This window comes from Ruegeria sp. ANG-R (assembly GCF_000813985.1).
Classification (GTDB): domain Bacteria; phylum Pseudomonadota; class Alphaproteobacteria; order Rhodobacterales; family Rhodobacteraceae; genus Ruegeria.
Map to the genome: position 1 here is coordinate 991,771 of NZ_JWLJ01000001.1, position 18,128 is coordinate 1,009,898.

The following is an 18,128-nucleotide window of genomic DNA, read 5'->3' on the forward strand; positions in this document are numbered from 1 at the left end:
CTCACCTCCACGTCTTCTTGCGCTTCCAGCGGCGGTTCTCCCGCGCGCCTTCTTCCTGAACGCCTAGATAGAAGTTCTGGATATCCTCGGATTGCAGCAATACATCGGCGGCACCGTCCATGACGATCCGGCCGATCTCCATGACATAGCCATGATGCGCGAGTTCCAGCGCAGCGTTGGCGTTCTGTTCGACCAACATCATCGTCATGTTCTGTTCGTCATTGAGGCGTTTGAGGATACTGAAAATCTCTTGCACCAACAAAGGCGACAGGCCAAGCGATGGCTCATCCAGCAACATTATTCTGGGGTTGGCCATGAGACCACGCCCGATCGCCAACATCTGTTGCTGCCCGCCGGACAGGGTTCCGGCTTCTTGAGTGCGGCGCTCCTTCAGCACGGGGAAGTAGGAGAAGACCAGATCACGATCATGGTCGATCTGACCTTTGTCTGACAGTGTATAAGCCCCGAGGCTGAGGTTCTCGTCTACGGTCAGCAAGGGAAAGACCTCACGCCCCTCGGGGACATGCACAATACCTTTCTGCACCACCTTATGAGGTTCTGATCCCTGTATCTGCTGGCCGTCGAACGTGATCGTACCTTTCTCGGGGTCCATCACGCCCGAGACAGTTTTCATTAGTGTCGTCTTGCCTGCACCATTGGCACCAAGGATCGAGACGATCTGCCCTGGATGCACGTCCAGCGATACACCGCGAATGGCCATGATCGGGCCATAGAAGCTTTCGATATTGCGGATTCTGAGAATTGGCTCATTCATGAGGCTTTCCCCAGATAAGCCTCGACCACGGCTGGATGCGATTGAACCTCAACTGGGGTTCCTAGCGCAAGTTTCGCTCCGTCCGCTATCGCCAGCACCCGGTCGGAAACGCCCGAGACCAGTCCCATGTCATGTTCCACCATCAGCACGGTGATCCCCATCTGCCGCCGGATATCATCGATCCACCAGCGCATATCGGTGGTCTCTTCAACTGACAGGCCCGAGGCGGGTTCGTCCAGTAGCAGGAGTTTCGGGTCAGTGGCCAGCGCGCGGGCGACCTCGACCACTTTGCGCACACCATACGGCAGGCCTGAGATCATCTTGTCGCGGAAAGCCTGTAGATCGAGAAAGTCGATGATCTCTTCTACCTTTTCACGGTTTTCGATCTCCTGCCTGCGCGCGGTGGGCGTAAATAGAATTTCCGAGATCAGATTGGTTTTGCGGTGCCGATGTCGCCCGACCAGAAGGTTCTGCAAAACGGTCGCGTGTTCGAACAGTTCAATATTCTGGAACGTTCGCGCAACTCCATATGCGGCAACGGCCGAGGGTTTGACACGCAGCAGATCATGCCCGTCAAACCGGATCGCCCCGGCGAAGGGATCGTAGAAGCGCGAAATCAGGTTGAAGACCGTTGATTTGCCTGCGCCGTTCGGGCCGACGATGGCGAACACTTCGCCCTCTTGCACATCGAATGACAGGTCATCCACCGCGGTCAGGCCGCCGAATTTCAGGGTGACGTTTTCGAACTCCAGCAGACTCATCTCAGACGCTCCGTCTTGAGATAGGACTTTTGCCGTTTGAACATGTCCTTTCGGTAGAACGGGAACAGCTCGAACCACGTCCGGATTTTCAACCATCGGCCATAGAGGCCCATCGGTTCAAACAGGATGAACGCGATCAAGATCATACCGAATATGCCAAACTCAAGCCCCGGAATAGCGACCGTATTACCGCCGAACAGGGCGGCTGCGTATTCCTTTGAGATCGATAGAAACTGCGGCAGAAAACCAATCACGATTGCCCCAAGAAACGCGCCATGGATTGAGCCCAGTCCGCCGATCACGATCATTATCAGCAATTGGATAGAGATTACGACGCTGAATGTCTCGTTATTGAACGCTCCGGAGAACATCCCCATTAATGCGCCTGCTAGTCCGGTGACCGCGCAAGACAGCGCAAATGAAATCGTTTTGGTGCGCGCTATATCCACGCCCATCGCCTGCGCTGAGACCTCAGAGTCACGTACGGCGATGAAGCTGCGACCCAAGGGCGCGCGCAATAGGTTGATATAGCCCAGTGTCACGACAACGGCGACGGCCAGCACCAGCCAGAAGAACGGGGCCGGGGTGGCCCAACGATCGACCAGATATCCAAAGATCTCGACACCACCCAGATATTTACCCGCGACACCTCCGGTGATGGGTTCGGCCAAAACGATGATGTCGTCCATCAGGATGGACAGAGCCAGGGTGAAGATCGCAAGATAGATGCCGTGCAGGCGCAGGGCAGGGATGGCGACGGTTGCTCCGACGATGCCGGTCAGCAGACCCGCCAAGGGGAAAGCGATGAGAAAGGGTACACCAGCCTCGATCAGGATAACATTGGCATAGCACCCAACGGCCAGAAAGGCGGCATGGCCAAGGCTGGCCTGTCCGGTATGGCCGGTCAGGATCATCAAGCCCAAACCCGCGATAGCCCAGATCAGAACGTTGGTTAGCTCCCCTAAATAGAAGTCATCCAGCCACCACGGCGCAGCAGCCACGACGGCCAAAAGAACCAGATAGAGGCCAAGCTGATAGACATCCTTCCACGGGCGAATGTCCTGCATATAGTTTGTTTTGAAAGCAACCCGCATAACGATCAGACCTTTTTGACCCGCACCTGGCTGAACAGCCCGTGCGGTCGAAAGATCAGAACCGCCAGCAACAGCGCATAAGGCGCAATCTGGCTGTAACCTGCGGCGATATAGCGGCTGGCGAAGGGCTCAATCACACCGACGATCAGCCCGCCAGCCAATGCGCCGGGCAGGCTGCCGAACCCGCCGATCACTGCTGCGGCAAATGCCTTGATCCCCAGAAGACCGGTTGTGGGATCGACCGAGCCTTTGGCCGCAAACAATATCCCGGCGATCCCGGCGACCACTCCGGCCAAGGCCCAGATAAAACCCTGAACGCGTTTGACCGGGATGCCCATGTAATAGGCTGCCAACTGATTCTGAGACGCACCTTGCATGGCGAGCCCCAGCTTGGTCTTGCTGAAGAACACATATAGACCCCAGGTCAGCAGGACGGTGACGACGATAACAGCCACGTCCTCCATCCCCAGCACCAGACCGCCGAACCGGATTTCCTTACCAGCCAATGGGTTCTGCAGCGTTTGTGGCTCGTGCCCCCAGATCAGACCGGCGGCAAACCGGATCACAAAGCCCAAGGCGATGGTCAGGATCACAACCGCGGTTTGGCTTTCGCCAAACAGGCGACGGATGATCAGTCGGTCGACCAGATACCCCAGCGCTCCCATGATCCCCAGTGAGATCGGTAGCGCCATCCAGAAGGGCAGACCCATATATTCAGTATTCGTAAGGCCGATAGTAACAAACGCACCCAGCATCATGAAATCACCCTGAGCGAAATTCACCGCCTCGGTCGCCTTGTAGATAAGAACAAAGCCAAGTGCGATCAGGCCGTAGACGCAGCCATTCGCCAGCCCGCTGATCAGCAGCTGTGCGTTATCCAATCTCACCCTCCCTCAACCGGTTTTGTCCGGCGCTTCGTTCTACTATGGCGTGATGATCACCTTGCCGTCACTCTTTTTTAGCGCATCGGCCAGATTTGACAGCACGTCCCGCAGGGCAAGCCGCGCAGAAACATCGGTTTTCCATCGGCCATCGGCAAAACGGGCCTGAACCTCGGCAACGACACGCATCTGGTCTGCAGGGGGGGTGTCCATCATCCAACGGGTCAGCCAGAACCCTTCGATCCGTTTGCTCATGAAGATCAGTTGGCCCATTTGCGTCAGCTTCGGCAACTCGGTGCTGAGCTTGCCGTAACAGATCCAGCGCGCACCGTTTGGCATCGCGAAGAACACCTGTTCTGAAAGCTGATCCGCCACGGCGTCAAGGAAAACACGGGGTTTCAAGTCTCTGCCTATGTCCGCGAACTGCGTAGTGGCTTCGGGGTCGCTGGTCACGATCACTTCTGCCGCGCCCAGGTCCTTCAACATATCTACCGTTTCAGCGCGGCGCACCAACGCAATCGGCTTTAGGCCAAGATCCCGCCCGAGGCTGCACATCAGCTTACCCAGCTGACTGGTTGCAGCAGAAACGACAAAAGCCTCGCCCTCATTCCGCGCGATATCCACCATCGCCATGGCAGTCAGTGGATTTACGATCTGTGCAGCGCCATCCTCGTCCGAAATTTCGGGCCGCAACGGGATGCACATCTGTGCCTGCGTCACCACATACTCGGCCCAGGCGCCAGAACCAGCGGCAACAAATGTCACACGTTGATCTTGCAGTGCTTCGGCTCCGGCTCCGGTGGCCACTACGTCTCCGCAACCTTCGAAACCCGCAGCCGCGCCTTTGACCCGGGGCTGACCATATTCTCCCTTGATGAAATGAATATCAGATGGGTTGACCGAGGCGGTGCGCAAACGGATCAACACCTGACCCGGCCCGGGCGTTGGGAGAGGCAATTCCGCCTCGGCCAACCAGTCCGAGGCGTTTTCCAGCACGGGCCCCGTCGCCTCACCGGAATACCCATCATGCCTTTGAACAACCGCAAACATGCTGTCGGGCAAGGTGGTCATCATACGTTTCCTTTTTAATATAAAGTTCAGCACAGCGCCGCGATAGATACAATTTAACTATCTGACAAACGGTCTTAATATTCAGACCAAACTACGCCTGTGTAAGCAAATGAAATATGTGGGCCCCATCGGCCGCTGCCGTAACGCGCGCCGCGCGCCGTGGCCAAATTGAGAGAACCAGCCCGTTAAGGCTGGTTCTGAGTTTCTTATTGCTGCGTCAACAGATTGCGCAGTTCCTGCATCTTTTCCACGATCAGTTCGGGCGAGGCCTTGATTTCATCGAGAATACCAAGCGCCTGAGTTTTGATGCTCTGCGTCAGCGAACTATCCTGAACCGACGTGACAATGGCGTCATAGTCGAAGTTCTGCGCGGTCAGCATCCCTTCCTGCACCCAGGAGTTGAACAATTCCTGTCCTTGCCCCGCAAGTGCAGCAAGCTGCTCTCCGGCGTCAGAAGCGGCATCACCGGCCTGCTCGGTCAACGAAGCGGCGGCGTCACTTGCCTGTTCAGAAACCGACGATGCGGCTTCGCTTGCTTGTTCGGTCAGCGAAGACGCTGCTTCGGACGCTTGATCGGTCGCAGCATCAACAGCGTCGCTGGCGGCCTCCTGTACGGCCGATGCGGCTTCACCCACCGCGTCAGAGGCATCTTCTGCAGCCGATTGCAACTGCTCGGCTGGCGTCGGATCTGGTTTTGTCGAAAAATAATAAGCGCCAGCTCCGATGACGGCGATGGCTACGATAAGTAATAGACGCGACATTGAGTGTCTCCTTCAAATGATGTGTCGCCGAGATGGGATGAAACTATGCCAACGCCAAGGGGAAAACCCGTGAATTTGCAGCACATTCCGGGTTTGAGCCACACTGCGCTGATTGGCATGGCGGACGGTGGCAAATTCATGCCGTCGCCGGTCAACGTTGTAACCGAGGGAGATTAAAGCAGCACTAGTGGGACAATAAGTATGTGGCGGAGAGACAGGCAGCCATTCTATGATCCGAGGAATTCTACTGCTTTCTCATAAGCTCATTATTATAAACTGTTATTTTCCGCTTTAGCATCCAAATTGGTCTTGCGATTTCCGGTGAGATCCAGCATCAAATGAGGGATAGAATGACGGACAATAATACGGAATACGCAGCATCATGGCAGCAGGCAAACCCCTGACAGCAACCTTTGTCAAAAACATCACCAAGCCAGGGAAATACTTCGACAGCAACCGCTATGGCCTGTTTCTAAGAATAGACAAAGATGGCCGCAAGTATTGGGTGCAACGGATCATGATCTCTGGCAAGCGCCGCGAGATCGGCCTTGGGAACTTTCCTCTGGTCACGCTGTCGATGGCGCGGGAACAAGTGGTAGACAACAAGCGCAAGGCTCACATGGGCAATGACCCCTTGGCTGAGAAACGCAAAGCCAAAATGGATACGGATTTCGCCAGCGTTGTCGAAAAGTACCTGGAGGCCAAGCTCGCGGAATTCGACGACGAAAAGCACAAGAAGCAATGGCGTTCGACTCTGGACACATATGCAATTCCGATAATCGGACACAGGGCCGTGGAAACAATCGACGTGACGGATATCGTGACGGTTCTCAAACCGATCTGGGAAGAGAAGACCGAAACTGCCAGCAGATTGCGCGGACGCATTGAAAAGGTCTTGTCCTGGGCAACGGTGAACGAGTTGCGCTTTGGAGATAATCCGGCCCGGTGGAACGGCAACTTGTCCGAAGTTCTGCCCAAACCCAGCAAAATTAGAACTGTCAAACATCACCCCGCACTGGCGCAGAAGGATACCGGACGCTGGTGGAACGATCTGGCAATCCGGGATGGTATGTCGATCAAGGCATTGCAATTTGCGGCCCTCACCGCGTCGCGCTCTGGCGAGATACGGGGCATGACCTGGGATGAAGTGGACTTTGAAGCGGGACACTGGACCATACCGGCAGCGCGTATGAAGGCACGGCGGCAGCACCGCGTTCCACTAACCGCCTCTATGATTGCGTTGCTACAAAAGCTGCCGCGGTTGGAGGGTTCGCCCTATGTGTTCTTTGGAGCCAAGGGAGGCATGTTGTCAGATATGGCTCTGTCCTCCGTCATGCGGAAAATGCACAAAGCCGACCTGGACAAAGGTGGTGCGGGCTACCTTGACGCCAAAAGTGGTTCACCTGCCGTTCCGCATGGACTGCGGTCTACTTTCCGGGATTGGGCTGCCGAGGCGGGTGTCCCGCACGAAATGGCAGAACTGGCACTTGCGCATAGTGTGGACAGCATGGTTGTGCGCGCCTACCGCAGAACCGATGCCTTGGAGCGCCGCCGTAAGATGATGGTTGCTTGGGAAAAATTCTTGAAAAAAGAATAACGCAATATCAGTTGCTTAGGATTTCCGTCCAAAAAACCTGCATTTTCCATGAATTTCCTACCTAGTCCCCCAGATCGCCATACAAGACGCTGTAATAAATAGGTTTTGCAACCTCTCCGGGGACATGTTGGCAGGTGTATTTTGCTGTGCTTATTCGGACTTACGCGGCGCTTACTGGCAGTTAGCGCTTCGTGTCGGCCCCGATGCGCCAACACCGGAACCGACGGAAAGTTAGGAATTAGAGCAATCCCTGACGTCCTCGATACTGCCGACAACGGTTCGCGTCAAAAGAAATGGCGCGACGCTCGAAGAGGCACATTGAAATGCAAGACAAAATCTATCGCAGACCAGACGTGGAATCCCTGGTGGGTCTTTCCCGATCTACCATCTACGCCATGATTGCAGACGGAACGTTCCCAAAGCCGATCAAACTTGGGAAGCGCGCTGTAGGCTGGCGACAGTCTGATGTTTTGACCTGGCTGGAAAGCCGCTCAAACGAGGCGGCGTGATCCATGACAGAGCATCACGAAACATCGGCGCACTACAAACGCGTTTTGTTTACCCTCGGTCGCTATCGCGTCGCGGTTTGCAAAGATGACCTTCAATGGCTCTTTCAGCAGCGCGTAACGGTTAGAACCTGTGCTGGAGCGCGGTGGCGCAACTTGGGCTACTGCACCACCCGAAACGCCCTTTTGCGGTTCCAGCACAGGTTTCTGGGCGTCTCATCGCCCGAACTCGCAGCGCTCCCGGACACTTTTAAAGCGGGAGGCTGGAATTAGTGGATGCCGAAACCATCACACGCGCCCTCGGTGGACGTTGGACCGGTCGTTCAGGTACGGCTTGCTGCCCCGCACATGACGACCGCTCACCCAGCTTGAGCATCGCCAACGGGCATTCTGGTCAGCTTTTGCTGACCTGCCATGCCGGTTGCAGCTTTGTGAGCGTCCTGGATGCAATAAAAGGCATGGGATTTGTGGGCAGCAGCATAGGCTCGTCAGTCGCTAGCGACGAGGCCAACAGGCATCGTGATAACGAGCGCCGCGACAACCAACGCCGTGCAGAAATTGCAAGCAATCTCTGGCGGGAAACCAAGCCGATACAAGACACACTGGCGGAAACCTATCTACGCAAACGGGGTATTACCTGCGAGCTTCCCGCAAGCCTTCGCTTTCACGGCGATTGCTGGCATCCGGCGGCCAGAAGGCTCCCAGCGCTTGTCGGCAATGTGGCAGGTAGTGGATCGTATGCCGTACACCGAACCTACCTAAGCCAAAACGGCATGGGCAAATCCGAGTATACCCCGGGTAAGGCTATGCTCGGGGCGACAAAAGGCGGTGCGGTTCGGCTTACCCATACCCCGGGTAGGCTGGTGGTCGCAGAAGGCATCGAAACCGGGCTGTCGCTGCTCTCCGGTCTGATGGACGGACCCATAGAAGTTTGGGCGGCGCTGAGCGCCAGCGGAATAAAATCCCTGCACCTGCCAGATCATCCCGGCGAATTGGTGATTGCGCCCGATGGCGACGCCGTTGGCCGGGAAGCCGGGCAAGTGCTGGCACATCGTGCCTATGCCTTGGGTTGGCGTATCTCATTGCTGCCTGCCCCTGATGGCTATGACTGGAACGACGTACTGACGGGGAAGGCAAAAGCGCAATGACGATCCATCCAAAAGAAGAGAGTTTTGCGCCGGATTGGCCGGAACCGGCTTCGCGGTTCTTGCGGGATGAACGCGCCGCTGCGCCCAGGCTGCCCTTGGAGGAGGTCTTTGGACCAAAATGGGCGCAATGGATCACCGTCGCGGCTGAAGCCAAGTCATCACCAACGGATTACATTGTGGCCGCCCTGTTGGCAGTCGCCGGATCATTGATTGGAAACACCCGTTGGGTGTCTCCCTGGGCAGGCTGGTCGGAGCCCCCAATTCTGTGGACGATGGCAATTGGCCTGCCATCCAGCGGCAAATCTCCTGGTTTGGATGCGGTTCTAACCCCGCTGCGGAAGACTGAGCAGGAACTCCGCAAGACGTCCGAAGGCGAACTCGCTCAATGGCGCGAGGCGGCAGAGGTCGCCAAGATTGCGGAAAGCACGTGGAAAGAAGCAACCAAGGCCGCGATCAAAGACGGGTCCACACCGCCGGAGCGGCCCGACGCGGCCAATCCTGGTCAAGAACCGTTCCTACCGCGTCTCTGCGTAGCTGACGGCACCGTAGAACGCCTAGCCGTGATCCTGGAAAAGCAGGCGCGCGGCACTTTGGCGGCACGGGATGAGTTGGCCGGTTGGCTGCAAGGCATGACACGCTATTCCGGCGGCGGATCAGATCGACCTTTCTGGCTCGAAGCTTATGGCGGTCGCGCCTATACGGTCGAACGTATGGGGCGTGATCCCGTATACATAGACCGGCTGTCCATTGGCGTGGTTGGTGGAATCCAGCCGGACAAATTGAACGGGTTGCTGATCAATTCTGACGATGATGGCTTGTTGGCGCGGTTCACACCGATTTGGCCCGACCCCGTTCCGATACAGCGTCCACGATCCATTCCTGATGATGCGTTCATAGAACGTGCGCTCACCAGACTCCTATCCTTAGTTATGGTAACGGACGAATTTGACGTCACGCGGCCTTGGCTCATCCCTTTCACTGAAGAAGCCCGCGACCACCTCGATACGTTACGTAGCTATGTAAGGGACTTGGAGGCAAAAGCAGACGGATTGTTGCTCTCGTATATAGGTAAGCTCCCTGGCATGACTATTCGGCTTGCCCTGCTGCTGTCTTACCTGGATTGGGCAACAGGGATCGAAGACGAGACGCATCAGATCACGGCAGCCGATTTTGAGCGGGCAGCGTTGTTTGTCACGTCCTACGCGTTGCCGATGGCGCAGCGCGCTTATGCAGGTGCGTCGCTATCCAAAACCGAACGGGCTGCACGGCGGTTGGCGGCATTAATTCGGGAGCAAGCCTGGGAGCGCTTCACATCACGCGAGGTCTTACGGCTGGATCGGTCGGGATTGGCAACTGCAGGAGAATTAAACCCAGCTCTCAAGGCGCTGGAAGAAGGCGATATTATCCGATTGGTAGAGCAACCATCAGGCGCAGCAGGTGGGCGGCGGTCACGGCTCTACATCGTCAATCCGGTGATCCACCAGGCACCACAGTGACTTGCCCAATGACAAAACCGACAAAACCGACAAAACTGACAGAACTGACAGAACTCATGCTCGAGCAGGTTTTGTCGGTTGTGTCGGTTTTGTCAACCGCAAGAAAACATGAACCTTTCTAGGCTCAGGACCCATTGAATTCCGCTAGGCGGCATGATTCACGGTTCAAAAACGAGCGGTGAACATGTCTGATCTTTTCTGGCTGGCGGATGCGCAAATGGCGTGTTTTGAGCCTTTTTTCCCGAAGTCCCACGGCAAACCTCGCGCTGATGGCGGGCGCGTATTGAGCGGGATTATCTTCATCAATCGCAATGACTTACGTTGGCGTGACGCGCCAAATGCCTATGGTACGTACATGACCCTGTACAACCGCTGGAAGCGCTGGAGCGACAAGGGCATCTTCGCGCAGAGGATGGTCGGTCTGGCTGCCGAGCATGTCGAGACAAAGACCGTCATGATCAACGCCACCTATCACAAAGCGCATCGCACGGCATCCAGCCTCGCGGTGAAAAACGGGGACGTGGACGCCTGATCGGGCGCACGAAAGGCGGCATAAACACCAAGCTGCACGCCATCTGCGACAGCGAGTGCCGCCCTCTGAACCTGTTTGTGACCGCCGGTCAGGTTAGCAATTACATCGGCGCGCGGGCATTGCTGAGCAGCCTGCCGGATCTCGATTGGCTGCTTGGAGATCGTGGCTATGACATCGATTGGTTCAGAGAAGTGTTGAAAGACAAAGGGATACGGCCCTGCATCCCAGGTCGCAAGCAACGCAAGACAAGCGTAAGGTACGGCAAGCGCCGGTACAAACGACGCAACCGCATTGAGATCATGTTCGGCAGGCTCAAAGACTGGCGACGGGTAGCAACGCGATACGACAGATGTCCAAAGGTCTTCCTCTCAGCCATCGCTCTTGCGGCAACCGTCATTTACTGACTATGTGTCCTGACCCTAATAGTTGCGAGACTAATTAGTAGCTGAGCCCACCGAAATTATCTTGTCGATTTGATCAACAATTCTGTTATTTATTTGGTCGGCCAATATCCAATTTGGGTGGTTACTATCAGTATAAAATAGTTGCTTGCTGTCATGGGCGTAGCACCATCCCTCCAACTTATACTTACAAAGAAACTCATGGGGGTAGATTCTCTGCTCATCTGGAATAGAGATCTGATCCAGTACCTCGAACGACTTGGCCGCTCGTTCCCGAAACATTTGCTCGGATACTTTTAGCGGTTCGTTCTCCATTACGCGCTCCAGTTTTCCGGGGAACACAGGACGAATTCGGTCTAAAAAATATCGCTGCGCATGAACGCCCAACTCTGGCATCGGATAGACAATTATCAACTCAGAGACCTGCGAAATGCGGTCCAACGTACGAGTGAGATTCTGTTCACGGCTACCCGAGATAACATGCTTAAAAGGTGGCCCTGCTTCGATTCTACCGGGTCCGCCGTCGTAACGAACTCCGGATAGATACACGGGTGTCCGGGCAAAATATATCACGATTAAACGCTCTCTTCTTCCCATATCCTCAACGGTTTGAAGACGTTCTTGAACACGCTCAAAGGTACATGTTTTTCGCCCCTTAATGGAAAATCCAAGTATTATTGGACAGCCACTAGTGGTGATTTGAATGAATTTTCCGATGTCGCGAGACAAAAGCTTGTTATAAAGATCGCTCGATAAGCTATCTGCATGACTGTCTCCAACAATCATCACAGACACGGGCTCACTCGGGTCAATATCAAAAGTGCAAACGTCTTTAGGGTGGTTATGGCATCGTTTGCCATCATTCTCTAGTGTTCGGTAGCCAACTTCTCCTGCATAGGGCCTCAAAGCTTGAGGTACACGAAATGCAAAACCTCCAAAATAGACCGTCATAGCGCTAAAGCTCAGCACTAACGCAAGGCTAAAACTGAGACATAATGCAAAGGCACGACGGGGAATGAGATCGCGATTTCTAAACGGTTTTTCAACATACCGATAGCTCAAAATAGAGAATACAATCGTAATGGCGACCCAAACTAACTTATCCAATAGGTCCTGCTGACCGCTGAGCATTCGCCCGAAAGAAAACACCGGGAAATGCCACAGATAGAGAGAATAACTAATTAGACCTATTGCAATCGCGGGGCGTGATGACATCAACCGTCCTAAAATACCGCGCTCCGAACCAAATGCTAAAATCAAGGATGTGCCCATCACCGACGAGACAGTGATAAAGCCTGGATGTTGAGCAATCGAATGGACTAAAAAGAGCGGCAAAATGATCATCCCTGCTCCCAAGGCGGCGAAAGCATCATACCATTTTGTTTGAAATCTTAGTTTACGTAAAAAATTCAGTTTTTCACTATAAGCCACAATCGAACCCGCCAGAAGTTCCCAACCTCTGGTGAATGGAAGAAAAAAACTTAGGTCTGGATCAGTTCTTGTAAAGTAGATCGCCGAGACAAAACTGGCGATTAAAAGCCCAATTAGCCAAGCAAAAAGTAGCTTACGTTGCCATAGAAACAGAGCAAGAAGTAGCAATGGAAAAACAAGATAAAACTGTTCTTCAACAGCCAAACTCCAAGTGTGGAGGAACGGTTCCAGAAGCGCGTCATCGGCTCCGTACTCCGTAGTTTCGAAATAGAAGAAAAAATTCGAAATGAATAGGAAAGTCGCTAAGACACTTGAACTTAAATCCACATAGTCGGCAGGTAGAAGAAAAAACCAGCTAATGCACAACGTGGCTATACTAACAGCTATTAACGCAGGTAAAATCCTGCGAGCCCGCCGAGCATAGAAGGCTGCAAGGTCAATCCGCCCGTTTTCTTGAAGTTCAATGAAAAGAATCTTTGAGATCAGATAGCCGCTGATCACGAAGAATATATCCACTCCAAAGAAGCCGCCGCCAAAGAGCGGTCGGTCAAAGAGCTCCAACTTTGCGTGGTACAAAATGACGGAGACAACGGCAACTGCCCGTAATCCGTCTATTTCTTTTCGATAGTGGATCAAATTCACACCGCTGTCAGGTGAGGCAGAACCAAACTGTCATTGCAGTTCTCACAGTTTAGCAGCCCAATTTGCCCATTGCTTAACACGAAGAGGACGAGAGCGGGGCCGCATAATATTTCGCCTCTGTCCCGGTGCTACCGAAGTTGCGCCATGCGCAGTATCCGTTCTCGACCAGATCATCATATTCTTGAGCTATCCGAGACAACCGATCTGCATCATATACCGAAGGGAAAATCGCTAGTCCAAATGTTCTTAAGCTTTCTAGCACTCTTTCCTGAGATACGGGCTGATTGAAGGTAATTGCTTCTAGGCACGTTTTCTCGTCCATACTGATCGACTTAGCGCGCTCGATCCGGGCGGAAATCTGAGCCAAAAGCTCCGTTTCATTGCAGGCTACAGAAGCTCTTTCGCTGCCAGCAAGTTCGCTTTTTTCACTACTAGCTTGAGCATTGCAAGTCACTCGTTCTACCAATGGGTCGGATAGCGAGATGACTTTTGGCCTCTCTACGGCGTGTGTCCCTTCTGGCGGCTTTTCCACAGAGGTTGCCGGTGACTTCTTTTGAAAAATTTTCAAAACCATATCTACGCCTTTTGACTCAACCTATCCAAAGCAGCGCTAAACACATTACGTGATCAAAGCCAAGAAATTTCTCAGTTCAAAGCTGTAAGGTAATTCTTCTATCCCCCAGTTATCGCAATCTGTTCGCACATCGCTACCGCTTAAGTGGATGCACTCCACACAGTTGCGTTAGGGCGGATTAATTGGGGGACATTCGCCTCGCACGAACAAAAAAATCAATTAAAACCAATAGTTAACAAGTTCTAATGGCGGAGAGACAGGGATTCGAACCCTGGGTGGGCTTGCACCCACAACGGTTTTCGAGACCGCCCCGTTCGACCACTCCGGCACCTCTCCGCGGGGGTCTGTGAGGGGGGGATTTAGTGGTGAACGGGCAGGGGTGCAAGCAGAAAATTCCGGATTTCGGCGATCCCTGGATTTTCCATTGCCTGCCGTAAGAAATCGCCTAGGCTAATATGCATGACCTACTATATTCGACAGTTCGCAGTCAGCCTTGTTCTTCCGCTTTTGGCACTGGGAGGCTTGGCATCGTCTTCGCAAGCCGCCAGTCGGGATCAGATTGAGGCGTTTCTTACCACAACCGGGTTTGACGTCGCCCTGGAGAGCATTGCACAGGCTTCCGCTTCGGCGCCGCAGATGCTGGGAATCGATCCGGACGGTTTTGGGTCGGATTGGGCTAGGCTGACAGGAGAGGTGTTTGATACCGAACTCATGCACGAAACGGCGGTGTCGATCCTGGAACAGACGCTCAGCGACGAGGCGTTGACACATGCGGTGACCTTCTATGCTTCGGATCTTGGGCAAAGATTGGTTGTCGCCGAAAACGCGGCCCACATGGATGATGATGACGATGCCAAGCAACTCGCCGGGCAGGAGATCATTTCGGGGCTCATCAAGGACGGGTCCTCTCGCGTTGAAAGCCTGAAACGGATGAACCGTGCCGTTGATGCAAGTGGCACCTCGCTGCGTGCGTTGCAGGAGATTCAGGTGCGTTTTTTGCTGGCGGCGAGCGCGTCAGGCATCATTGATCTTCAGCTCAACGGAGATGAATTGCGTGAAATGATGCGTCATAACGAGGGTGATATGCGGCGGTCGCTGCAACTGTCTGCATTGGCGGGTTCGGCGTATACCTATCAGAATTTTTCGGATGAAGATGTGAACGCCTATGTCGAGGCACTGGAACAGCCCCTGATGCAGGAAGTTTACGAGCTGTTGAACGCCATCCAATACGAGATCATGGCCATGCGTTTTGAAGTGCTGGCGGCACGTATGTCGGAGCTGCGCCCGGCACAGGATATCTGATGCGTGCTCTGGCCGCTGCAGCCCTCCTGATAATCTGGGCCGTGCCGCTGGCGGCCAGTGAACATGCGGATCGGCTGATGCAGGCAATGCACCTGTCGGATTTCATGGAGATTCTCAGCGAAGAGGGGGTAGCGCAGGGGCTCGCGATGAACGAGTCGATGCTGGGTGGCTCGGGAGGGGCGTATTTTCAGGCACAGGTTGCGGATTTGTATGACCCGGAGGCCATGCGCCAGCAGCTGTCGCAGTCGGTGGGGCGCATGATGACCTTGACGCAGTTGGAACAAGCGTCGATCTTTTTCGAAAGCGATCTGGGACAAAGCATCGTTTCTCTGGAAAACTCAGCCCGTCGTGCGATTTCCGATGATGCGATCGAGGAAATGGCCCGAACCGCCTACCGGCAGGCCGATCGCGACGACATGTTTTTTCGGCTGGTGGATGAATATGTTCAGGTCAATGATCTGATCGAGCAGAACGTTCAGGGCACCATGAGCGCAGATTACAGCTTTTATCGCGGCCTTTCCTCGGGACAAGGCGGGTTGTTGGACGAAGCATCTGTGCTGGAGGAGTTGCTGTCTCAGCATGAGCGCACCAAGGCAGAGACAACCGAATGGATGTATTCATTTCTCCTATTGGCCTATCAGCCTTTGAATGAGGCGCAGATGCGCGAGAACATTGCCTTTTCGCGCACAGATGCCGGTCGCGCACTGAATACCGCTCTATTTGAAGGTTTTAACGAGATGCTCGACAGCATTTCATTTCAGCTTGGGCAAGCTGTTGCACAAGCCATGAGGGCCTCGGACCTCTAGCGCGGGTTTTTAGGTTGACTTTCCACTTCAATGCTTGGATAAGCGCGCATCCCGGCCGGTTTTCCGCGCCGGGTATCGTTATTCTTTGACCTGATGGCAATGCGCCAAGGGTCATTCACACTGCCCGAAAAGGGCGCGCTGTTCGAGGTGGCTGAGGCCATTAACACCCAACCGGGGACCACAGAACGCGGTTAGACAAAGGAAAGACGCATGTTTGCGGTCCTCAAGACTGGCGGCAAGCAGTACAAGGTTCAGGCGGGCGACGTGCTCCGCGTTGAAAAACTGGCTGCCGACGCAGGTGAAAAAGTTCAATTCAACGATGTTCTGATGCTGGGCGGCGACGCTCCGGTTGTTGGTGCACCTTTCGTTGAAGGCGCAGGCGTACAGGCCGAAGTGATCGAACAGATCAAAGGTGACAAGGTCATCAAGTTCGTCAAGCGCCGTCGTAAGCACAGCTCGAAGCGTACCGTTGGCCACCGTCAGAAACTGACTCTGGTCAAAATCACCGACATCCTGTCGTCGGGCGCTGACAAGTCTGGCATCAAAGCTGCAACCGGTTCCGCTCCGGCTGGCGAAGCGGCACCTGCTGCAAAGCCTGCCAAGAAAGCTGAAGCCAAAGCAGAGGCACCCGCCGCTGCGGCTACGGCTGATGATCTGACCAAGCTGAACGGTGTCGGCCCCGCCGCTGCCAAAAAGCTGGTTGAGGCCGGTATCGAGAGCTTTGCCGCTCTGGCCGCCTTGTCGGATGAGCAGATTGCTGCTATCGACACCGTCAAAGTGAAACCCGAATGGGTTGAGCAAGCCAAAGAGCTGGCTCAAGGCTAAGGAGAGAGAGAATGGCACATAAAAAAGCTGGCGGTTCCTCCCGTAACGGTCGCGACTCAGCGGGTCGCCGCCTTGGCGTGAAACTGTATGGTGGCCAAGCAGCCATCGCAGGCAACATCATCGTACGTCAGCGCGGCACTAAGTTCTGGCCGGGCGAAGGCGTAGGCATGGGCAAAGACCATACCATCTTTGCAACCACCGATGGCGCCGTGAAGTTCCACAAGGGTCTCAAAAACCGCACCTTTATTTCGGTCCTGCCAGTGGCGGAGGCCGCAGAGTAAGCCGAAACCCAGAAGGTTTAAGAAAAATTCATGGGGGACCGGCACAAAGTGCCGGTCCCCTTTCTCGTTTTAACGCAGTCGTGATCACCAAGACCGATGACAGTCGCAACCACCAGTTTCCTGATTTTTGCCGCCTCGCAGGTTGGCACGCCGGGACCAGCCAACATGGTCCTGCTGGGAACAGGTGCGCGCTATGGGTTTCGCGCGGCGCTGCCCTTTGTGGGCGGGGTCATTCTGGGCAAGCAGTTGATCATCTGGCCGGTTGGTTTCGGACTAATGCAGGTGGCCGATCAGGCGCCGCTGGCGTTCGAGGCGCTTAAGTATGCTTCGGCCGCCTATATTTGCTGGCTTGCGTGGAAAATCGCCAATCTGCGGCTTTCTCGTGGTCAAACGGACAAGCAAGTGCCCGGTTTTCTGGCGGGGTTAATTGTACACCCGCTTAATCCCAAGGCCTGGGCGATGATTATCGCAGGCTTCACCGGATTTGTGGCCGCGGGGACACCCAGTTTCGAGGCGACTTTTACGATCGCTCTCTGTTTGTTGATCTGTCAGATCGTCTTGCACCCGATCTGGACTTTTGCAGGAGATCGGATCGCCCATGCGGTTGAAGGTCGGCCTGCGGAAAAATATCTGATGTGGACGTTAGCCAGTTTGACAGTTGCGTCCGTACTTTTTGTGTTGTTCGGAGGAGGAGCACGCGTATGAAACTTGAGGCAATAATAAATCAGCCGGTCATTGAAACCGAGCGGTTCGACCTGCGCCCCCTGCGCCGGTCGGATACGGGACTTATCGAGCACTATGCAGGCGATGAGCGTGTCGCACGCATGACCACCCGGATTGCACATCCGCTGCCGCCCGGCTCGATCGAGGCATTTGTGTCGCGCGCGATGGCCGACGACCGGGATGAGGATGTCTGGGCCATGGACGCCACCAAAGATGGCGGGCCAGAGCTGATCGGCCTGATTTCACTAACACGGCTGGATCGCAATCAATCCGAGGTCGGCTATTGGGTCGCGCCTCTGTATTGGAACACGGGCATCGCTTCGCTTGCGGTTGAAACGCTTGTCAATGCGAACCCGCTGGAAAACGCGACGATGTTCGCCAGCGTGTTTCAGGACAATCCGGCCTCGGCCCGGGTGCTGACCCATTGTGGGTTCCAGTATCTTGGCGATGCGGAAACCTATTCGGTGGCGCGCGATGCGAATGTGCCCACCTGGACGTATACAAAGAAACTCTGACTTGTG

General features: G+C 54.7%; 19 protein-coding genes and 1 tRNA gene. 11 read left to right on the plus strand and 9 right to left on the minus strand.

Annotated elements, in window-relative coordinates:
• Position 1: 1 nt before the first annotated feature.
• From RA27_RS04955 to RA27_RS04980, 6 genes are all read right to left on the minus strand, one after another.
• Entirely contained in the window at positions 2-775 is a 774-nt protein-coding gene (locus tag RA27_RS04955) for an ABC transporter ATP-binding protein (protein ID WP_039535483.1), read from the minus strand.
• Positions 772-1,536 (minus strand): ABC transporter ATP-binding protein, encoded by a 765-nt coding sequence (locus tag RA27_RS04960; RefSeq protein WP_039535485.1) that lies wholly within the window; start codon positions 1,534-1,536, stop codon positions 772-774. The genes RA27_RS04955 and RA27_RS04960 overlap by 4 nt, the downstream gene beginning before the upstream one ends.
• The gene (locus RA27_RS04965; RefSeq protein ID WP_039535487.1) at positions 1,533-2,630 is read right to left on the minus strand and encodes a branched-chain amino acid ABC transporter permease; all 1,098 of its coding nucleotides are present in this window, start codon (positions 2,628-2,630) and stop codon (positions 1,533-1,535) included. Before RA27_RS04965 ends, RA27_RS04960 begins: the two co-directional genes overlap by 4 nt.
• Positions 2,631-2,635: 5 nt before the next feature.
• Positions 2,636-3,511 carry a branched-chain amino acid ABC transporter permease gene (locus tag RA27_RS04970; RefSeq protein ID WP_039535489.1) on the minus strand — a complete coding sequence of 292 codons (876 nt, stop codon included), beginning with the start codon at positions 3,509-3,511 and terminating at the stop codon, positions 2,636-2,638.
• A 42-nt stretch (positions 3,512-3,553) separates the two neighbouring features.
• Positions 3,554-4,582, minus strand: a complete 1,029-nt coding sequence (locus tag RA27_RS04975; protein WP_039535491.1) for a zinc-binding dehydrogenase — start codon at positions 4,580-4,582, stop codon at positions 3,554-3,556.
• A 206-nt stretch (positions 4,583-4,788) separates the two neighbouring features.
• Entirely contained in the window at positions 4,789-5,343 is a 555-nt protein-coding gene (locus tag RA27_RS04980) for a hypothetical protein (RefSeq protein ID WP_039535493.1), read from the minus strand.
• 382 nt (positions 5,344-5,725) lie between these two features.
• Here RA27_RS04980 and RA27_RS04985 point away from each other — a divergent pair, with 382 nt between their 5' ends.
• From RA27_RS04985 to RA27_RS23510, 5 genes are all read left to right on the plus strand, one after another.
• Positions 5,726-6,940 carry a site-specific integrase gene (locus RA27_RS04985; RefSeq protein ID WP_052265171.1) on the plus strand — a complete coding sequence of 405 codons (1,215 nt, stop codon included), beginning with the start codon at positions 5,726-5,728 and terminating at the stop codon, positions 6,938-6,940.
• A gap of 323 nt (positions 6,941-7,263) precedes the next feature.
• Positions 7,264-7,449, plus strand: a complete 186-nt coding sequence (locus RA27_RS04990; RefSeq protein ID WP_082025026.1) for an AlpA family transcriptional regulator — start codon at positions 7,264-7,266, stop codon at positions 7,447-7,449.
• Between the two features lie 269 nt (positions 7,450-7,718).
• A complete protein-coding gene (locus RA27_RS05000; protein ID WP_039535498.1) occupies positions 7,719-8,594 on the plus strand; it encodes a toprim domain-containing protein in 876 nt (291 codons plus the stop codon).
• On the plus strand, positions 8,591-10,090 hold the full coding sequence (locus RA27_RS05005) for a DUF3987 domain-containing protein (RefSeq protein ID WP_052265172.1): 1,500 nt from the start codon (positions 8,591-8,593) through the stop codon (positions 10,088-10,090). Before RA27_RS05000 ends, RA27_RS05005 begins: the two co-directional genes overlap by 4 nt.
• A 184-nt stretch (positions 10,091-10,274) precedes the next feature.
• Positions 10,275-11,026, plus strand: a protein-coding gene (locus RA27_RS23510; RefSeq protein ID WP_152610643.1) for an IS5 family transposase whose coding sequence is annotated in 2 segments (ribosomal slippage) — positions 10,275-10,605 and positions 10,605-11,026 — 753 coding nt in all. Because the reading frame shifts where the segments join, the coding sequence is not laid out codon by codon here.
• 30 nt (positions 11,027-11,056) lie between these two features.
• Here the strand turns inward: RA27_RS23510 and RA27_RS05020 are convergent.
• The 3 genes from RA27_RS05020 to RA27_RS05030 all read right to left on the minus strand — a co-directional run bounded on the left by RA27_RS05020 (position 11,057) and on the right by RA27_RS05030 (position 14,006).
• Positions 11,057-13,096, minus strand: coding sequence for an acyltransferase family protein (locus RA27_RS05020; RefSeq protein ID WP_052265173.1), 2,040 nt, complete (start codon positions 13,094-13,096; stop codon positions 11,057-11,059).
• A gap of 73 nt (positions 13,097-13,169) precedes the next feature.
• Positions 13,170-13,670, minus strand: coding sequence for a hypothetical protein (locus RA27_RS05025; protein ID WP_039535507.1), 501 nt, complete (start codon positions 13,668-13,670; stop codon positions 13,170-13,172).
• A gap of 246 nt (positions 13,671-13,916) precedes the next feature.
• A tRNA-Ser gene (locus RA27_RS05030) sits at positions 13,917-14,006 on the minus strand.
• A gap of 123 nt (positions 14,007-14,129) precedes the next feature.
• On the opposite strand from RA27_RS05030, the gene RA27_RS05035 reads away from it, so the two are divergent.
• The 6 genes from RA27_RS05035 to RA27_RS05060 all read left to right on the plus strand — a co-directional run bounded on the left by RA27_RS05035 (position 14,130) and on the right by RA27_RS05060 (position 18,122).
• Positions 14,130-14,972 carry a DUF2059 domain-containing protein gene (locus tag RA27_RS05035; RefSeq protein ID WP_039535508.1) on the plus strand — a complete coding sequence of 281 codons (843 nt, stop codon included), beginning with the start codon at positions 14,130-14,132 and terminating at the stop codon, positions 14,970-14,972.
• On the plus strand, positions 14,972-15,778 hold the full coding sequence (locus tag RA27_RS05040; RefSeq protein ID WP_039535509.1) for a DUF2059 domain-containing protein: 807 nt from the start codon (positions 14,972-14,974) through the stop codon (positions 15,776-15,778). Before RA27_RS05035 ends, RA27_RS05040 begins: the two co-directional genes overlap by 1 nt.
• Positions 15,779-15,988: 210 nt before the next feature.
• Entirely contained in the window at positions 15,989-16,603 is a 615-nt protein-coding gene (locus RA27_RS05045) for a 50S ribosomal protein L21 (protein ID WP_039535511.1), read from the plus strand.
• 11 nt (positions 16,604-16,614) lie between these two features.
• Positions 16,615-16,884, plus strand: coding sequence for a 50S ribosomal protein L27 (gene rpmA, locus RA27_RS05050; RefSeq protein ID WP_039535512.1), 270 nt, complete (start codon positions 16,615-16,617; stop codon positions 16,882-16,884).
• A gap of 96 nt (positions 16,885-16,980) precedes the next feature.
• Positions 16,981-17,589, plus strand: coding sequence for a LysE family translocator (locus RA27_RS05055; protein ID WP_039535513.1), 609 nt, complete (start codon positions 16,981-16,983; stop codon positions 17,587-17,589).
• Positions 17,586-18,122 (plus strand): GNAT family N-acetyltransferase, encoded by a 537-nt coding sequence (locus RA27_RS05060; RefSeq protein ID WP_039535514.1) that lies wholly within the window; start codon positions 17,586-17,588, stop codon positions 18,120-18,122. Before RA27_RS05055 ends, RA27_RS05060 begins: the two co-directional genes overlap by 4 nt.
• The last annotated feature ends 6 nt before the right edge of the window (positions 18,123-18,128 follow it).

Excerpts from the sequence above, each read along its gene's own strand:
- RA27_RS04955 (WP_039535483.1), bottom strand. The coding sequence starts at position 775 with ATGAATGAGCCAATTCTCAGAATCCGCAATATCGAAAGCTTCTATGGC.
- RA27_RS04960 (WP_039535485.1), bottom strand. The coding sequence starts at position 1,536 with ATGAGTCTGCTGGAGTTCGAAAACGTCACCCTGAAATTCGGCGGCCTG.
- RA27_RS04965 (WP_039535487.1), bottom strand. The coding sequence starts at position 2,630 with ATGCGGGTTGCTTTCAAAACAAACTATATGCAGGACATTCGCCCGTGG.
- RA27_RS04975 (WP_039535491.1), bottom strand. The coding sequence starts at position 4,582 with ATGACCACCTTGCCCGACAGCATGTTTGCGGTTGTTCAAAGGCATGAT.
- RA27_RS04980 (WP_039535493.1), bottom strand. The coding sequence starts at position 5,343 with ATGTCGCGTCTATTACTTATCGTAGCCATCGCCGTCATCGGAGCTGGC.
- RA27_RS04985 (WP_052265171.1), top strand. The coding sequence starts at position 5,726 with ATGGCAGCAGGCAAACCCCTGACAGCAACCTTTGTCAAAAACATCACC.
- RA27_RS04990 (WP_082025026.1), top strand. The coding sequence starts at position 7,264 with ATGCAAGACAAAATCTATCGCAGACCAGACGTGGAATCCCTGGTGGGT.
- RA27_RS05005 (WP_052265172.1), top strand. The coding sequence starts at position 8,591 with ATGACGATCCATCCAAAAGAAGAGAGTTTTGCGCCGGATTGGCCGGAA.
- RA27_RS05025 (WP_039535507.1), bottom strand. The coding sequence starts at position 13,670 with ATGGTTTTGAAAATTTTTCAAAAGAAGTCACCGGCAACCTCTGTGGAA.
- RA27_RS05035 (WP_039535508.1), top strand. The coding sequence starts at position 14,130 with ATGACCTACTATATTCGACAGTTCGCAGTCAGCCTTGTTCTTCCGCTT.
- RA27_RS05040 (WP_039535509.1), top strand. The coding sequence starts at position 14,972 with ATGCGTGCTCTGGCCGCTGCAGCCCTCCTGATAATCTGGGCCGTGCCG.
- RA27_RS05045 (WP_039535511.1), top strand. The coding sequence starts at position 15,989 with ATGTTTGCGGTCCTCAAGACTGGCGGCAAGCAGTACAAGGTTCAGGCG.
- rpmA (WP_039535512.1), top strand. The coding sequence starts at position 16,615 with ATGGCACATAAAAAAGCTGGCGGTTCCTCCCGTAACGGTCGCGACTCA.
- RA27_RS05055 (WP_039535513.1), top strand. The coding sequence starts at position 16,981 with ATGACAGTCGCAACCACCAGTTTCCTGATTTTTGCCGCCTCGCAGGTT.
- RA27_RS05060 (WP_039535514.1), top strand. The coding sequence starts at position 17,586 with ATGAAACTTGAGGCAATAATAAATCAGCCGGTCATTGAAACCGAGCGG.